Below are 14,930 nucleotides of genomic sequence, written 5' to 3' on the forward strand. Positions count from 1 at the left end.
GGGTTGCGCCTTGTGCCCCCCCCCGGGGGGGGGGGGGGGGGGGGGGGGGGGGGGGGGGGGGGGGGGGGGGGGCGCGGGGGGCCCCTCGGGCGGGCCCCCCCGGCCCCACCCCCGGATACGGCCCCCGGGTCAGCGGGTGGCGAGGGTTTCGAGGAGGCGGTCGAGGGAGGTGCCGAGGCCCCAGCGGGCGGAGAGGTCTTCGAGGGTCATCGGGTCGAGGGGTTCGCGGGGGAGGGCCGGGTCGAAGGCGGGGAGGGGGGCGTTGTCGGCGACGCGGACGACCTTGGGGGCGACGTCGAGGTAGGCGGAGCCCTCGACGAGGTTGCGGCGGCGGGCCGGGGTGAGCTTGGAGCCGATGTCGAGGGCGGCGGCGCGGATGCCGGGGAGGTCGCCGTACTCGTGGATCAGCTGGGCGGCGGTCTTCTCGCCGATGCCCTTGACGCCGGGCAGGCCGTCCGAGGCGTCGCCGCGCAGGGCGGCCATGTCGGCGTACTGGGCGCCGCGTACGCCGTACTTCTCCTGCAGCAGCGCGTCGTCGGTGACCTGGAGGTTGCCCATGCCCTTGACCGGGTAGAGGACGGTGATCCCGCGGGCGTCGTCCACCAGCTGGAAGAGGTCGCGGTCGCCGGTGACGATCTGGACGGGCCCGTCGGCGCGGGCGGTGAGGGTGCCGATCACGTCGTCCGCCTCGTAGCCGGGGCAGCCGACCCGGGCGATGCCGAGCGCGTCCAGTACCTGTTCGATCACCGGGACCTGCGGGGCGAGGGTGTCGGGCACCTCCTCCTCGCCGTCCTGGGCGGCCTCGGCGACCCGGTGGGTCTTGTACGAGGGGATGAGGTCCACCCGCCACTGCGGGCGCCAGTCGGCGTCCATGCAGGCGACGAGCAGGTCGGGGCGGTGGTCGTGGACCAGCCGGGCGATGAAGTCCAGCAGGCCTCGGACGGCGTTGACCGGCTCGCCCTGCGGGGAGCGCAGGGAGTCGGGTACGCCGTAGTAGGCGCGGAAGTACAGGCTGGCGGAGTCGAGCAGCATCAGTCGCGGTGCGGTCACGTGTCAGATCATGCCGCACCGCGACGACAGGGGGCGGCTTCAGTGCTCGTGGGGTCCGGCGCGGTGGACCGGGCCGTGGGCGTCGGCGCAGTGTTCGGCGGCGGTGTCGTCGGGCGCGGTGATCTGGAGCAGTGCGCCCGCCTCGTCCTCGCCGACGTGGTCGACCTGGAGGGTGCTGTGGGTGATCGCGTACTCGTCGGCGAGTCGGCGCTGGAGCTCGCGCCGGACGGCGTGGCAGTCCCCGCCGGGGGTGACCAGGATGTGGGCGGACAGGGCGGGCTGGCCGGAGGTGATCTCCCAGATGTGCAGGTCGTGGATCTCCTCGACGAGCGGCTCGGTGACCATCCGGTCGGCGACGGCGTCGGGGTCGATCCCGGCGGGGGCGGCCTCCAGGAAGATCCGTCCGGAGTCCCGGACGAGGGCGATGCCGGCCTTGAGCATCAGCGCGACGACGATCAGCGAGGCGATGGCGTCGGCCCGGGCGAAGCCGGTGAGCAGGACGACCAGGCCGGCGACGGCGGTGGCGATGAACGCGTACAGGTCGGTGAGCACGTGCTGGAAGGCGCCTTCGACGTTGAGCGAGGTGCGGTTGGCCTTCGACATGCACCAGGTGGCCGCGAGGTTGACGACGATCCCGATCAGCGCGGTGACCAGCACCAGGGAGCCGGTGACCTCCGGCGGTGTGATCAGCCGGGTGACGGCCTCGTAGCCCAGCCAGGCGGAGAGCACCAGCAGGGTGACCCCGTTGGCCTGCGCGGAGAGGATCTCGGCGCGCTTGAGGCCGTAGGTGTAGCCGCCGCGGGCCGGTCGGGCGGCGAGCCGCATGGCGACCAGGGCGAGCACGATCGAGGCGGCGTCGGTGAGCATGTGCGCCGCGTCGGAGATCAGGGCCAGGGACTGGGCGGCGAAGCCGACCACGACCTCGCCGGCCATGAAGACGACGATCAGGGCGAGGGCGCTGAGCAGCCAGCGGCGGTCGGCGTCGGCGGAGACGCCGTGCGAGTGCCCGCCGTGGCCGCCGCCGTGTGAGTGCCCGGCGCCGTGCGCGTGGCCGCCGCCGTGCGAGTGCCCGGTCGACTGCTTGTGGTCATGCGCATGATCATCGTGCGAATGCTCGTGCCCGGCCATGGAAGTCCTCTCTGGGCGCACGGGTGGGAACAGGGGCGCGGTGCGACCGCCCTGCAACCGAAGTGAACCGCAGAATCGACAAAGATCCAAAGGCTGTACTGGTGACCGTTGTCGTTGCCGTTCCGGTGGCCGTACCCGATGGATGCCACACCCCTGCGACCAGCCGAAATCCCCTGCGCCCACGCCCAGTTGGGCCTGGGACCGGGCCCGGACCCCGGTCAGCCCGGCGCCACCGCCTCCAGGACCGACACGTCCAGGACCGCCGCGGTGGCCGCCCGGACCAGGGCCTGCATCAGCCGTAGGTCCTGCCCCTGCTCCGGGTGCCATTGCACCCCCAGCGTGAAGCCCGGCCCCTCCACCGCCTCCACCGTCCCGTCCGGCGCGTGGGCGCTCACCCGCAGGCCCGCGCCCACCCGGTCGACGGCCTGGTGGTGGAACGTCGGCACCTCCAGCTCGCTCTCCGGCAGCAGCCCGCCCAGCAGCGTCCCCGGCACCGGCCGCACCGGGTGCGACCCGTAGTGCCCCGGCGATCCGCCGTGCACGTCCACCGCCACCACGTCCGGCAGGTGCTGCACCAGCGTCCCCCCGCACACCACGTTCAGGACCTGCATCCCCCGGCAGACCCCCAGCAGCGGCATCCCCGCCGCCAGCGCCGCCCGCAGCAGCGCGACCTCCCAGGCGTCCCGCTCCGGCGAGTCCACGTCGGTCGCCGGATGGGCCGGCTCCCCGTAGTACGCCGGGTCGATGTCCGGGCCGCCCGCGACGACCAGGGCGTCCAGTCGGGCCAGCACCTCGGGCGCGCGCTCCGGGGCGTCCGGCGGCAGCAGGACGGCGATCCCGCCGGAGTCCCGGACGTACGCGGTGTACCGCTCGGGTACCAGGGCCACCCGCCGGCCCCGCCAGTCGCTCCAACTCGCGTCCACCAGATAGGTGCTGACGCCGATCAAAGGCCTGCGATCCATGGCGGGCATTCTCCCTCCCGAACCTCCTGAACCACCGTCAGCCACGCGCATCGGCGCGCCACACCACCCCGCCCTCTTCCGCCCCGTGAGCCGCAGGCCGTACGGTTCGCTGTGACCGCTTGATCTCGAAGAGTGATCGAGAAGATCGAGGAAGGGGGGTTCCGCCTTGTCCGCGAACGCCGTGCCCGGGAACTCCGCCGCGGGCTCGCCGCCCCGGCCGCCACTGACCCTGGACGAGCTGCGCACCCTGGTGGACGCCGGCCAGGTGCACACCGTGGCGCTCGCCTTCACCGACATGCAGGGCCGGCTGCAGGGCAAGCGCTTCGCCGCCCGCTTCTTCCTCGACGAAGTCGCCGAGAACGGCGCCGAGGCCTGCGACTACCTGCTGGCCGTCGACGTCGACCTGAACACCGTGGACGGCTACGCCTTCTCCTCCTGGGCCACCGGCTACGGCGACTTCGCGATGCGCCCCGACCTCGGTACCCTGCGGCTGACCCCCTGGCAGCCCGGCACCGCCCAGGTCACCGCCGACCTCGCCCGGCACGGCGGCCACCCGGTGGACGCCGCCCCGCGCCAGCTGCTGCGCCGCCAGATCGCCCGGCTCGCCGAGTACGGCCTGGCCGCCGACATCGGCACCGAACTGGAGTTCCTGGTCTTCCGCGACACCTACGAGCAGGCCTGGCTCGGCGGCTACCGCGGCCTGACCCCCGCCAACCTCTACAACGTCGACTACTCGATGCTGGGCACCGCCCGGGTCGAGCCGCTGCTCTCCCGGATCCGCAACGAGATGGCCGGTGCCGGCCTGGTCGTGGAATCCGCGAAGGGCGAGTGCAACCTCGGCCAGCACGAGATCGCCTTCCGCTACACCGACGCCCTCGCCACCTGCGACCAGCACAGCGTCTACAAGACCGGCGCCAAGGAGATCGCCGCCCAACTCGGCTGCGCGCTCACCTTCATGGCCAAGTACGACGAGCGCGAGGGCAACAGCTGCCACATCCACCTCTCGCTGCGCGACGCGGTCGGCGCCCCCGCCTTCGCCGACCGGGACGGCCGGATGACCGACACCATGCGGCACTTCCTGGCCGGCCAGCTGACGGCGCTGCGCGAGTTCAGCGTGCTCTACGCCCCGAACATCAACTCCTACAAGCGCTACCGGCCCGGCTCCTTCGCCCCGACCGCCGTCGCCTGGGGCCGGGACAACCGCACCTGCGCCTACCGGGTGGTCGGCCACGGCCCCGGCCTGCGGATGGAGAACCGGGTGCCCGGCGGCGACGTCAACCCGTACCTCGCGGTCGCCGGGATGATCGCGGCCGGCCTGCACGGGCTGCAGCGCAAGCTGGAGCTGCCCGCGCCCTGCCTGGGGAACGCCTACGCGGTCGAGGAGTACGCCCGGGTGCCCGGGTCGCTGCGCGAGGCCGCCGAACTGTGGGGGCGGAGCGAACTGGCCCGGGAGGCCTTCGGCGACGACGTGGTCGACCACTACCTGAACATGGCCCGGGTCGAACAGGCCGCCTACGACGGCGCCGTCACCGACTGGGAACGCTACCGATCCTTCGAACGGATGTGACGCATGAGCGACGGATGTGACGCATGAGCGACCGACGTGACGCACGGGCGACGGGGTGCGACGCCATGACCGACGTGACCGACGGGTGTGACGCCACGGCCCACGGACGTGCCGCATGAGCGAGCCGCCCGCGAGCACCGTCCGCAACCCCGCCACCGGCGAGGTGCTCGCCACCGTCCCGGACACCACCGACGGGCAGCTGGACGCCGCCGCCCGGCGCGCCCTCGACGCCCAGGACGGCTGGGCCGCGCTCGCCCCCGGCGAACGGGCCCGGCTGCTGCGCCGGTTCGCCGACCAGGTCGACGCGCACGTCCCCGAGCTGGCCGCCCTGGAGGTCGCCGAGGCCGGGCACACCCTGGGCAACGCCCGCTGGGAGGCCGGCAACGTCCGCGACCTGCTGGAGTACGCGGCCGGGGGAGTGGAACGCCTGACCGGCCGGCAGATCCCGGTGCCCGGCGGCCTGGACGTGACCTTCCACGAGCCGGTCGGCGTGGTCGGGGTGATCGCGCCGTGGAACTTCCCGATGCCGATCGCCGCCTGGGGCTTCGCCCCCGCCCTGGCCGCCGGCAACGCCGTCCTCCTCAAGCCCGCCGAGGCGACCCCGCTGACCGCGCTGCGCCTGGCCGAACTCGCCCTGGCGGCGGGCCTGCCCGAGGGCCTCCTCCAGGTCGTGCCCGGGGCGGGCGGCACCACCGGCCGTGCGCTGGTGGACCACCCGGCGGTCCGCAAGATCGTCTTCACCGGCTCCACCGTCGTCGGGAAGGAGGTCGCGGCCCGCTGCGCCGCCCGCGCCAAGCGGGTCACCCTGGAACTCGGCGGGAAGAGCCCGAACATCGTCTTCGCCGACGCCGACCTCGCCCGTGCCGCCGACCCGATGTCCTTCGCGGACAACAGCGGCCAGGACTGCTGCGCCCGCAGCCGGATCCTGGTCCAGCGCGAGGTCTACGAGGACTTCCTGGCCCTGCTGCTGCCCGCCGTCGAGACCCTGCGCACCGGCGACCCGAACGACCCGGAGACCCAGCTCGGCCCGCTGATCTCGGCCGCCCAGGTCCGCCGGGTGGCCTCCTACGTGACCCCCGAACTGCCGGTGCTGGCCCGCGGCAAGGTGCCCGACGGGCCCGGCTACTGGTACCCGCCGACCGTGATCGCCCCCGACGACCCGCAGCTCCCGGCGGTCACCGAGGAGATCTTCGGCCCGGTCGCCGCCGTCCTGCCGTTCACCGACGAGGCCGACGCCCTGCGGCTGGCCAACGCGACCCGCTACGGCCTGTCCGGCTCGATCTGGACCCGGGACGTCGGCCGCGCGCTGCGCCTGGCCCGGGGCGTGCGGGCGGGCAACCTGTCGGTCAACTCGCACGCCTCGGTGCGCTACTGGACGCCCTTCGGCGGCTTCGGCGAGTCCGGGGTGGGCCGCGAGCTGGGGCCGGACGCACTGCGCCACTTCACCGAGACCAAGAACGTCTTCATCCAGAGCGAGGAGTGACGGCCCGATGAGCGAGAAGCACGCCGAGCGCGAGCGGGACGAGGCGGTCTGCCGCCGGCTGGTCGGCCGCACCGCCGTGGTCACCGGCGCGGGCAGCGGCATCGGCCTGGCCGCCGCCCGCCGGCTCGCCTCGGAGGGGGCGAAGGTGGTCTGCGCCGACCTCGACGAGAAGACCGGGCGGGCCGCCGCGAAGGAGGTCGGCGGGCTGTTCGTGCACACCGACGTCACCGACCCGTACATGGTCGAGGCGCTGTTCGACGAGGCGTACGAGACCTACGGCAGCGTGGACGTCGCGTTCAACAACGCGGGCATCTCGCCGCCGGAGGACGACTCGATCCTGACCACCGGCCTGGACGCCTGGCGCCGGGTGCAGGAGGTCAACCTGACCTCGGTGTACCTGTGCTGCAAGGCCGCGCTGCCGTACATGCGCCGGCACGGGCGGGGTTCGATCATCAACACCGCCAGCTTCGTGGCCCGGATGGGCGCGGCCACCTCGCAGATCTCCTACACCGCCTCCAAGGGCGGGGTGCTCGCGATGTCCCGCGAGCTGGGCGTGCAGTTCGCCCGGGAGGGGATCCGGGTCAACGCGCTCTCTCCCGGGCCGGTGGACACCCCGCTGCTGCGCGAGCTGTTCGCCGCGGACCCGGAGCGGGCCGCCCGGCGGCTGGTGCACATCCCGCTCGGCCGGTTCGCCCGGGCGGAGGAGATCGCCGCCGCGGTGGCGTTCCTCGCCAGCGACGACTCCTCGTTCATCACGGCGAGCGAGTTCCTGGTGGACGGCGGCATCTCCGGGGCGTACGTCACACCGCTGTGAGCGGCCCGCAGGGTCCCCGCCCGGGCCCCCGCCCGGGTTTCGGGGCCTCCGGCGGGGGTCGGCGGCCCCTTCTCACCGTAATCTCATCGAAAACCGAGGGAATAGGCCGCCGCGCTGATTTCGCGTTTATCCGGCTGCCTTTAGATTCTTTGCTGTGAGCGAGCAGATTCCCGCCGGGTGGTACCCGGACCCGAAGGACACCACCGGCGACCCGAGACCGCAGCGGTGGTGGGACGGCAAGGGCTGGACGGCCAGTACCCGGCCCGCACCCTCGGACGCCCCGGAGCCGACGACTCCGGAGCCGTCGGCGGCCGAGGCCCCGGTGGCGGCCGAGGCCCCGGTGGCCGGTGATCCGGGGCCGGGAACGGCCGAGCAGCCCAGGGTGCTGGAGGGCGAGGTCCTGGAGAGTGGCCCGACCGTCCGCTACCCGGAGCCGCCGCCCTTCGGCACGGCCTACGGCACGCCCGCCGCGCCGCCCCGCAAGCCCTGGCGCAAGCCGTCCAAGCTCGTCCTGGCGACGGCCGTCGCCGCCCTGCTCGGCCTCGGCGCCGGCTCGGGCATCACCTACCTCGCGATGGACGGCCACGGGGACCGGGCCAAGCCCTCCGCGCGGCAGGCCCCGCAGGGCGGCTACGGGCCCTGGGACGGCTACCCGGGCCTCGGCGGCAACGGCAACGGCGGCGGCAACGGCAATGGCGGTGGCGCCAACGGCGGCAACGGCGGAAACGGGGGCGGCGGCAACGGCGGCAGTGGGGACGGCAAGGGCAGCGGCAAGGCCAAGCCCGGCGCCGGAAAGGCGATCGACCTGGTCAACGGGATCAGCCTGCCGGCCCCGTCCGGCTGGCAGGCCGGCACCACCAGCGACGGCTACGCCAGCATCATCGTCGGCGCGTACACCTGCGCGGACGGCACCGACAGCTGCACCCTCGGCGGCGTGACCACCGGGCGGATCGACGGCGGCGGCACCGACGCCCAGGCGGCGGCCAAGGCCGACATCGCGAAGGCCGCCAAGGAGGCGTACGGCGACGTCACCGGCCACCAGGAGCTCAAGTCCGAGGCGGTCAAGGTCAGCGGCCGGGACGGCTACCTGGTCCGCTGGAAGGTCGACGCGCCCAAGGGCAACAACGGCTACGTGCAGACCGTGGTCTTCCCGTCCGCCGACGGCAAGGCGCTGGTCTCGGTGCACTTCGGCTTCGACATCGCCGACAAGGCGCCGGACCTCGCCGTGATGGACACCATCGTCAAGGGCATCACCGACTACAAGGGCAAGCTGCCGAGCATCCCGGGGATGCCGGGCACGGGCTCCGGCACGGGCTCCGGCGCGGGTTCCGGCGCGGGGTCGGCCCCCGGCTCCGGTGCGGGTTCGGCGCCCGGCTCGGGCGCCGGGGACCCCGGCGGCGCGGGGGGCACCAGCAGCACCTGAGCCCGCGCGCTCCTCACACGGCGGCGGCCCACCCGGGAGGAAGACCTCCGGGGTGGGCCGCCGCCGTTGCCGTGCCTGCCGTGCCCGCCGTGCCTGCCGGTGGGGACCGGAGCCGGCGGTACCACTGGAGCTACGGGAACCGGCCCGGACGGGGGTTGGCCGGCCCGGTTCCCGTGTCCGGCGTCAGGAGTCGCGTCGAACAGCCTCGACACGACGGCGCCGGAGCACCATGCCGGCCCAGCCGACGCCGATCGCGGCGGCACCGGCGAGCAGCAGCGGACCGGTGGCCGAGGTGCCGGCCACGGCCGCGGAGGTGGTCGGGACGATCTGGCCGGCCGGGGCGTTCGGGTCCCCGCCGTGGCCGTGGTGGGCGACCGTGGACTTGGAGGCGTCGGCCGCGATCTGGGCGTCGCTGGGCGCGGCCGGGGCCTGGGCGGCGAGCACCGGGGCCGCGGCGGCGGTCGAGCCGAAGTCGACGTCCGAGCAGCTGTAGAACGCCTCCGGGCTGTCGCTGCGCTGCCACACGGTGTAGAGCAGTTGGCGGCCGGTGCGCTGCGGCAGGGTGCCGGCGTAGGTGTAGTACCCGTTGGTGGCGTTGCGGTCGACCTGCACCTGGGCCACCGGGGCCGGGTCGAGGTCCGACCACTTCAGCGGCTTGGTGGGGTCGTAGCTCGGCTTGGTGATGTAGACGGTCTGGGTGCCGACGTGCGGCGCGGTGGTGCGGAACTGGAAGGTGAAGGCGCCGGCCTTCACCTGGGTGGCCGGCCAGTCGGTGCGCGGCCAGTCCAGGGCGGAGTACTTGTCGCGGTTGGCCGAGCAGAGCTTGCCGTCCGGGATCAGCGCCTGGTGGTTGCCGTTGGCGTTGGCGATGTTGACCTCGTTCCAGTCGTACAGCGGCTGGGTGCCGTTCGCGGCGACGAGGTCCTTGCAGATCTGGGAGACCGGGTGCTCGGGGCCCTCCGCGTAGCAGGCGGCGACGCGGCTGACGGGGTTGGTCATCGTGCCGTGGGCGCTGGCGGTGCCGGCGGTGGTCGCGGCCACCGCGAGGACCGCGGCGCCGACCACGCCGACGGACAGGGTGCTTCGCTTGATGGACATGGGGTGGGGACTCCTTGACCGTCGTTCCGGGCGTTGCGTGGGGGAACGGGCACGCCTGCCCGCCGGGGTGCCGCCGGCCCGGCGCGCGGCCCCCGGGCAGAGCGTAGGATTGGTCTGGACCAGATGGCAATAGCCGCGCGTCGAGCACTTGTTGACGGACTGTAGGCCCCCGAGCAGCGCAAAGGCCCGACGGAAGGCAGGAGTTAGCTCTTCCATCGGGCCCCGTTAAGGCTCCGGAAAGGTCGGTGCCACAGGTTTCAGGGCCGCATGGTGTGGATGATGCCGGCCTGGATCGTGGTCCCGCTGTGGGTGCCGTTCTCGATCGTGTTGTTGATGACGTACGTCGTCCCGGCCTGCTTCCGGAACCGTTCGGGATCGAACTCCGCCAGGATCTCGAAGAGCTCGTCGGCCGCCGCCGGGTCCTCCCGGAACAGCCGGCGCAGCCGGGTGCGCAGCACGGCCGTCGGGTCCGCCAGCGCGTCCCGGTCGTCGCCGGCCTCCACCACCTCGGCCCGGATCAGCTCCAGCTCGGCGTCCGCCGCCTCGTCCTCCCGGCCGCGCCCGAACAGCCGGCCGACCCGCGAACTGACCTGCTGCCAGGCCGCGGTGGCCATCAGCCCGGCCAGTGACGAGGCGCCCGACGTCACCATCTGCTGCACGACTTCCGCTTCCATGCCGCCCCCTCGTGGTTCGTGTGTCGGCACCACGGTAGGGCAGCGGCGGACGGAGCGTCAGAGGAACGTCCTCCCCTCGCCCCGGTAGGTCGGGACGGTCCGCACCACCCGGTCGCCCTCGATCAGGTGCAGCTCGGCGAAGCGTTCGCACAGCTCGCCCGCCTTGGCGTGCCGGAACCAGACCCGGTCGCCGATCAGCAGGTCGTCGGCGGCCGGGCCGAGCAGCGGGGTCTGCACCTCCCCGGCGCCCTCCATCGGGTCGTAGCGCAGACCCTGCGGCAGGTACGGCACCGGTGAGCGGTCCGGGCCGGCCGCGCCGGAGGCCGGGTAGCCGCCGCCGAGCACGGTCACCACGCCGAGGCCGGGGCGGCGCACCACCGGCTGGCCGAACAGGGCGGCCGGGCGGCCCCGGAACGAGCGGTAGTTGTCGAACAGCTGCGGTGCGTACAGCCCGGAGCCGGCCGCCACCTCGGTGACGGCGCGTTCGGCCACGGTGGACTCCACACTGCCGGTGCCGCCGCCGTTGACGAACTCCAGTTCGGCCACCCGGCGCAGCCGCCGGACCACCGCCGCGCGCCGCTCGGCCAGTTCGGCCCGGGCCTTGGCCTGCATCAGCCGGATCAGCTGCGAGCGCACCGGCCGGCCGGGCACCCGGTCGCCCACCCCGGCGACGTGCCCCTCGTACGCCATCAGGCCGACCACCCGGAACCCCCGGCGCTGCTGGACGAGTTCGGCGAAGGCGCCGAGGTCCTCCGGGGTGCGCAGCGGCGAGCGCCGGGCGCCCACCCGGACCCGGCCGCCCAGCAGGTGCAGCGAGGTGTCCAGTTCCAGGCAGACCCGTACCTCGGCGTCGCCGCCGCGGGCCTTGTCGATCAGGTCCAGCTGGGCCGGGTCGTCCAGGACGACGGTGACCTCCCGGGCGGCCGCCGGGTCGGCGGTCAGCTCGGCGTACCCGTCGCGGTCGGCGGAGGGGTAGGCGAGAAGGATGTCGCGGACGCCGGTGCGGGCCAGCCAGAGCGACTCGGGCAGGGTGTAGCTCATCACCCCGGCGAAGCCCTCCATGGCCAGGGCCCGTTCCAGCAGTGCCCGGCAGCGCACCGACTTGCTGGCCACCCGGATCGGCTTGCCGCCCGCCCGGCGCGCCAGGTCGGCGGCGTTGGCGTCGAAGGCGGCGAGGTCGACGACGGCGAGCGGGCCGTCCAGGTGGGCGGTGGCGCGGTCGTACCGGAGGCGGTCGGAGACCGGGGTGGGCGCGTCGAGGATCACCATGGGCGCAGGGTGCCACAGCGGGCTACCGGTTGGTAGGGCCTGTCTCGTGGATTTTGTCGGATCAGGCCGGCCCGGCAAGGAGCCGCGAGACAGGCCCTCCGGGGCGCGTGCGGGGAAATGGGGCCCGCCGGGCGCGGTGGCATAGGGTCGGGCGGGTGGACCGCAAAGACTTCTCCAACCCGGCCTTCGTCGGCAAGAGCATCCCGAATCCCGGCTTCTCCGACGACGACGGCACGGCGGACGCGGCGCTGACCGAGGCCCTCGCCCGCTGGTCGCAGGACCGCGCGGCCGAGCCCGAGGTGCTGGCGGCGCTGACCCCGACCCGGCTGATGGTCCCGATCGTCGCGATCCTCGGCGAGGTCGAGGTGGACGAGCACGGGCACAAGCACGACAAGACCAGCGACATGGCCGTCCCGGTGCTGGAGGCCCCGGACGGGCGCCGCGCGCTGCCGGCCTTCACCTCGCTGGAGTCGCTGGCCCGCTGGCGCGCCGACGCCCGTCCGGCGCCGACGGCGGCCCCGCAGGCCGCGATGGTGGCCTACTCCGAGCGCGCCGACACCCTGCTGCTCGACCCGGCCGGGCCGGTGCCCTTCCTGCTCACCGGGGCCCGGCTGCGGGCGCTCGCGGAGAACCGGCCGTTCCTGCCGCCGGCGCGGGACCCGGAGGTGCGCGAGGCGGTGCGGGCGCTGCTGGCGGCCGAGCCGCAGGTGGTCACCGGGCTGCTGGCGGACGCCGAGGACTCGGACGGGGTGCTCGCGGTGGTGTTCGACCCGGCGCTGGACCAGCCGGGGCTCCAGGCGGCCGCGCAGCGGGTCGGGCAGGCGGTGGCCGCCGACCCGGTGCTGCGGGTGCGGCTGGACCGGGGGCTGGACCTCGCGGTGCTGCCGGCCGGCGCCGGGCTGCCCGGGGAGCCGCTGTACCGGCGGTAGGCCGGAAGCAAGCCGGACAAAAGCGAATAAAGCTGAAAAATGCACCGCCTCACGTGAGGCGGTGCATTTTTCGGTCGCACCGGGTCAGGAGTAGACGGGGCCGGTGAACTTCTCGCCCGGGCCCGCGCCCGGGGCGTCCGGGACGAGCGAGGCCTCGCGGAAGGCCAGCTGGAGCGAGCGCAGCCCGTCCCGCAGCGGGGCGGCGTGGAAGTTGCTGATCTCCGGGGCGCCGGCGGTGACCAGCCCGGCCAGCGCGGTGATCAGCTTGCGGGCCTCGTCCAGGTCCTTGTCCTTGTCGCCGCCCTCGGCGAGACCGCACTTGACGGCGGCAGCGCTCATCAGGTGCACCGCGACGGTGGTGATCACCTCGACGGCCGGGACCTCGGCGATGTCGCGGGTGAGGTCGTCGAAGCCGATCGCGTCGTCGTCCGCGCCGGGGGTCTGGGTGGGCTCGCTGCTCAAGGGGGGCTCGTTCCTTCGTGCCGGTGTCCGTACCCCTGGAGCGTACAAGTTGGTCCGAAGCGGGGCGGAATAGTGTTCTCCGGCGCGACGCTGTATGCTTCGAGACTGACCGGCCGGGATCCTGCGAGGGAGTCCGGCCAGCAAGAGGAGGCTCCACCCAGGAGGCCCGAGAGGGCAACCGCGAAAGTCTCCCACCTGGTCGACCTCGCGGTCGACGGGTCCCGGTCCGCGACGGGCGCCACGGCGCCGAGTCGCCGCAGCGCCCCTCACCGGGCGTCGCCCCCGGTTGTGTGGAGCCCCGCTTGTACCGAGCGGGGCTTTTTTCGTGTCGCGGTGCGCGCAGTGCCGGGCAGCGCAGCACGAATGAAGCCCCGCCCAGTGGTCGAGTCCACTACGTGCGTCCGCCGTCCGACGGCCGCATCGCAGAAGGTGCAACCGAGGAGGCCCCATCAGCACCGAGCCCCGCATCAACGACCGGATTCGCGTTCCGGAGGTGCGACTCGTCGGTCCCAGCGGCGAGCAGGTCGGCATCGTGCCGCTTGCCAAGGCGCTGGAGCTCGCGCAGGAGTACGACCTCGACCTGGTCGAGGTCGCGGCGACCGCCCGGCCGCCGGTGTGCAAGCTCATGGACTACGGCAAGTTCAAGTACGAGTCGGCCATGAAGGCCCGTGAGGCGCGCAAGAACCAGGCGCACACGGTCATCAAGGAGATGAAGCTCCGGCCGAAGATCGACCCGCACGACTATGACACCAAGAAGGGTCACGTCGTTCGGTTCCTCAAGCAGGGCGACAAGGTCAAGATCACGATCATGTTCCGTGGTCGTGAGCAGTCCCGCCCCGAGCTGGGCTTCCGTCTGCTGCAGCGGCTCGCCGACGACGTCCAGGACCTGGGCTTCATCGAGTCCTCGCCGAAGCAGGACGGCCGGAACATGATCATGGTTCTTGGCCCGCACAAGAAGAAGACCGAGGCGATGGCCGAGGCCCGCGCCCTCGCCGACGCCCGCAAGGCCGAGCGTCAGGGCCGCACCCCCGGCTCCGACGCCGCCGCGGACGACGACCTGGTGGACGACCTGGCGGACGACGACCTGCTGGTCGACGACGAGGTCGCCGACGACGAGGCGACCGAGGCGCAGGACGCCCCGGCCGAGGCGCCGGTCACCGAGGCCGACGCCCCGGTCGAGCAGCCGGCCGCATCCCAGGGCGCCTGAGCCTTCACCGGCCAGGGCGGCCCGGGAGACCGGCCCCCCACGGTGACAGGGCGTCCCGCCCGGTCATCGCAGATCCATCCAGTTCACGCCCGCGTGGTACGAGCCGCGCGGGCGTGGACGGGACCGACGAGGAGATACGGCGAAATGCCGAAGCAGAAGACGCACAGTGGCGCCAGCAAGCGCTTCAAGATCAGTGGCTCTGGCAAGGTGCTGCGCGAGCGCGCCGGCCGCCGCCACCTCCTGGAGCACAAGCCCTCGACGCTGACCCGCAAGCTGGCCGGGACCGTCGAGCTGGCCCCCGCTGACGCCAAGAAGATCAAGAAGCTTCTCGGCAAGTGATCGCCCTTCCGCCCGGCGCCAGCCGTGAGCGGGACAGCTGATCCTTCCCGACCCATTCGAATGACGGACCACGTGAAGTAGTCCGTGGTCCAACCCAAGGAGTAATCAAGTGGCACGCGTCAAGCGGGCAGTCAACGCCCACAAGAAGCGCCGGGTCATCCTGGAGCGCGCCAGCGGCTACCGGGGCCAGCGCTCGCGCCTGTACCGCAAGGCCAAGGAGCAGGTCACCCACTCGCTGGTCTACAACTTCAACGACCGCAAGAAGCGCAAGGGCGACTTCCGTCAGCTGTGGATCCAGCGCATCAACGCTGCGGCCCGTGCCAACGGCATCACCTACAACCGCTTCGTGCAGGGCCTGAAGGCCGCCAGCGTCGAGATCGACCGCAAGATGCTGGCCGACCTGGCCGTCAACGACCCGGGTGCGTTCGCCTCCCTGGTCGAGGTGGCCCAGAAGGCGCTGCCGGCCGACGTGAACGCCCCGAAGGCCGCCGCGGACGCCGCCTGATCTTCCGAGATCGGTTGAGC

At 73.3% G+C, this 14,930-nt stretch carries 15 protein-coding genes; 8 read left to right on the forward strand and 7 right to left on the reverse strand.

All coding sequences use genetic code 11. The features are described from left to right. Positions 1 to 129: 129 nt before the first annotated feature. From ACFQ6N_RS12970 to ACFQ6N_RS12980, 3 genes are all read right to left on the reverse strand, one after another. Positions 130 to 1,032, reverse strand: a complete 903-nt coding sequence (locus ACFQ6N_RS12970) for a 5'-3' exonuclease H3TH domain-containing protein (protein WP_380649042.1) — start codon at positions 1,030 to 1,032, stop codon at positions 130 to 132. Between the two features lie 57 nt (positions 1,033 to 1,089). Next, a complete protein-coding gene (locus tag ACFQ6N_RS12975; RefSeq protein ID WP_380648896.1) occupies positions 1,090 to 2,178 on the reverse strand; it encodes a cation diffusion facilitator family transporter in 1,089 nt (362 codons plus the stop codon). A gap of 218 nt (positions 2,179 to 2,396) precedes the next feature. After that, the gene (locus ACFQ6N_RS12980) at positions 2,397 to 3,140 is read right to left on the reverse strand and encodes a gamma-glutamyl-gamma-aminobutyrate hydrolase family protein (protein WP_380648897.1); all 744 of its coding nucleotides are present in this window, start codon (positions 3,138 to 3,140) and stop codon (positions 2,397 to 2,399) included. A gap of 166 nt (positions 3,141 to 3,306) precedes the next feature. Here ACFQ6N_RS12980 and ACFQ6N_RS12985 point away from each other — a divergent pair, with 166 nt between their 5' ends. The 4 genes from ACFQ6N_RS12985 (at position 3,307) to ACFQ6N_RS13000 (ending at position 8,427) form a co-directional block, all read left to right on the forward strand. Next, on the forward strand, positions 3,307 to 4,707 hold the full coding sequence (locus ACFQ6N_RS12985; RefSeq protein ID WP_380648898.1) for a glutamine synthetase family protein: 1,401 nt from the start codon (positions 3,307 to 3,309) through the stop codon (positions 4,705 to 4,707). Positions 4,708 to 4,822: 115 nt separating this feature from the next. Beyond that, the gene (locus ACFQ6N_RS12990; RefSeq protein WP_380648899.1) at positions 4,823 to 6,190 is read left to right on the forward strand and encodes an aldehyde dehydrogenase family protein; all 1,368 of its coding nucleotides are present in this window, start codon (positions 4,823 to 4,825) and stop codon (positions 6,188 to 6,190) included. A 7-nt stretch (positions 6,191 to 6,197) separates the two neighbouring features. After that, positions 6,198 to 7,004 (forward strand): 3-oxoacyl-ACP reductase, encoded by an 807-nt coding sequence (locus ACFQ6N_RS12995; RefSeq protein ID WP_380648900.1) that lies wholly within the window; start codon positions 6,198 to 6,200, stop codon positions 7,002 to 7,004. Positions 7,005 to 7,158: 154 nt separating this feature from the next. Further along, positions 7,159 to 8,427 carry a DUF2510 domain-containing protein gene (locus ACFQ6N_RS13000; RefSeq protein ID WP_380648901.1) on the forward strand — a complete coding sequence of 423 codons (1,269 nt, stop codon included), beginning with the start codon at positions 7,159 to 7,161 and terminating at the stop codon, positions 8,425 to 8,427. Positions 8,428 to 8,610: 183 nt separating this feature from the next. Here ACFQ6N_RS13000 and ACFQ6N_RS13005 read toward each other — a convergent pair whose 3' ends face one another. The 3 genes from ACFQ6N_RS13005 to ACFQ6N_RS13015 form a co-directional block, all read right to left on the reverse strand. Then, positions 8,611 to 9,525, reverse strand: a complete 915-nt coding sequence (locus ACFQ6N_RS13005; protein WP_380648903.1) for a lytic polysaccharide monooxygenase — start codon at positions 9,523 to 9,525, stop codon at positions 8,611 to 8,613. Positions 9,526 to 9,782: 257 nt separating this feature from the next. After that, positions 9,783 to 10,199 carry a hypothetical protein gene (locus ACFQ6N_RS13010; RefSeq protein WP_380648905.1) on the reverse strand — a complete coding sequence of 139 codons (417 nt, stop codon included), beginning with the start codon at positions 10,197 to 10,199 and terminating at the stop codon, positions 9,783 to 9,785. 57 nt (positions 10,200 to 10,256) lie between these two features. After that, on the reverse strand, positions 10,257 to 11,468 hold the full coding sequence (locus ACFQ6N_RS13015) for an amino acid deaminase/aldolase (protein WP_380648907.1): 1,212 nt from the start codon (positions 11,466 to 11,468) through the stop codon (positions 10,257 to 10,259). 155 nt (positions 11,469 to 11,623) lie between these two features. Between ACFQ6N_RS13015 and ACFQ6N_RS13020 the strand changes: the two genes are divergently transcribed. Then, a complete protein-coding gene (locus ACFQ6N_RS13020; RefSeq protein WP_380648908.1) occupies positions 11,624 to 12,397 on the forward strand; it encodes an SseB family protein in 774 nt (257 codons plus the stop codon). 84 nt (positions 12,398 to 12,481) lie between these two features. On the opposite strand, the gene ACFQ6N_RS13025 is transcribed toward ACFQ6N_RS13020, so the two are convergent. Then, positions 12,482 to 12,859, reverse strand: coding sequence for a DUF1844 domain-containing protein (locus tag ACFQ6N_RS13025; protein WP_380648909.1), 378 nt, complete (start codon positions 12,857 to 12,859; stop codon positions 12,482 to 12,484). A 448-nt stretch (positions 12,860 to 13,307) separates the two neighbouring features. On the opposite strand from ACFQ6N_RS13025, the gene infC reads away from it, so the two are divergent. The 3 genes from infC (at position 13,308) to rplT (ending at position 14,910) form a co-directional block, all read left to right on the forward strand. Continuing rightward, positions 13,308 to 14,066, forward strand: coding sequence for a translation initiation factor IF-3 (infC, locus tag ACFQ6N_RS13030; protein WP_380649043.1), 759 nt, complete (start codon positions 13,308 to 13,310; stop codon positions 14,064 to 14,066). A 144-nt stretch (positions 14,067 to 14,210) separates the two neighbouring features. Next, positions 14,211 to 14,405, forward strand: a complete 195-nt coding sequence (rpmI, locus tag ACFQ6N_RS13035) for a 50S ribosomal protein L35 (RefSeq protein WP_030055648.1) — start codon at positions 14,211 to 14,213, stop codon at positions 14,403 to 14,405. A gap of 109 nt (positions 14,406 to 14,514) precedes the next feature. Then, positions 14,515 to 14,910, forward strand: coding sequence for a 50S ribosomal protein L20 (gene rplT / locus ACFQ6N_RS13040; RefSeq protein WP_030055649.1), 396 nt, complete (start codon positions 14,515 to 14,517; stop codon positions 14,908 to 14,910). Positions 14,911 to 14,930 lie beyond the last annotated feature (20 nt).

This window comes from Kitasatospora sp. NPDC056446 (assembly GCF_042796115.1).
In the GTDB taxonomy this organism is placed as follows: Bacteria; Actinomycetota; Actinomycetes; order Streptomycetales; family Streptomycetaceae; genus Kitasatospora.

Coding starts and splice junctions, on each gene's coding strand:
- ACFQ6N_RS12970 (WP_380649042.1), bottom strand. CDS start 1,032: ATGCTGCTCGACTCCGCCAGCCTGTACTTCCGCGCCTACTACGGCGTA.
- ACFQ6N_RS12990 (WP_380648899.1), top strand. CDS start 4,823: ATGAGCGAGCCGCCCGCGAGCACCGTCCGCAACCCCGCCACCGGCGAG.
- ACFQ6N_RS12980 (WP_380648897.1), bottom strand. CDS start 3,140: ATGGATCGCAGGCCTTTGATCGGCGTCAGCACCTATCTGGTGGACGCG.
- ACFQ6N_RS13015 (WP_380648907.1), bottom strand. CDS start 11,468: ATGGTGATCCTCGACGCGCCCACCCCGGTCTCCGACCGCCTCCGGTAC.
- rpmI (WP_030055648.1), top strand. CDS start 14,211: ATGCCGAAGCAGAAGACGCACAGTGGCGCCAGCAAGCGCTTCAAGATC.
- ACFQ6N_RS13005 (WP_380648903.1), bottom strand. CDS start 9,525: ATGTCCATCAAGCGAAGCACCCTGTCCGTCGGCGTGGTCGGCGCCGCG.
- ACFQ6N_RS12975 (WP_380648896.1), bottom strand. CDS start 2,178: ATGGCCGGGCACGAGCATTCGCACGATGATCATGCGCATGACCACAAG.
- ACFQ6N_RS12995 (WP_380648900.1), top strand. CDS start 6,198: ATGAGCGAGAAGCACGCCGAGCGCGAGCGGGACGAGGCGGTCTGCCGC.
- ACFQ6N_RS13010 (WP_380648905.1), bottom strand. CDS start 10,199: ATGGAAGCGGAAGTCGTGCAGCAGATGGTGACGTCGGGCGCCTCGTCA.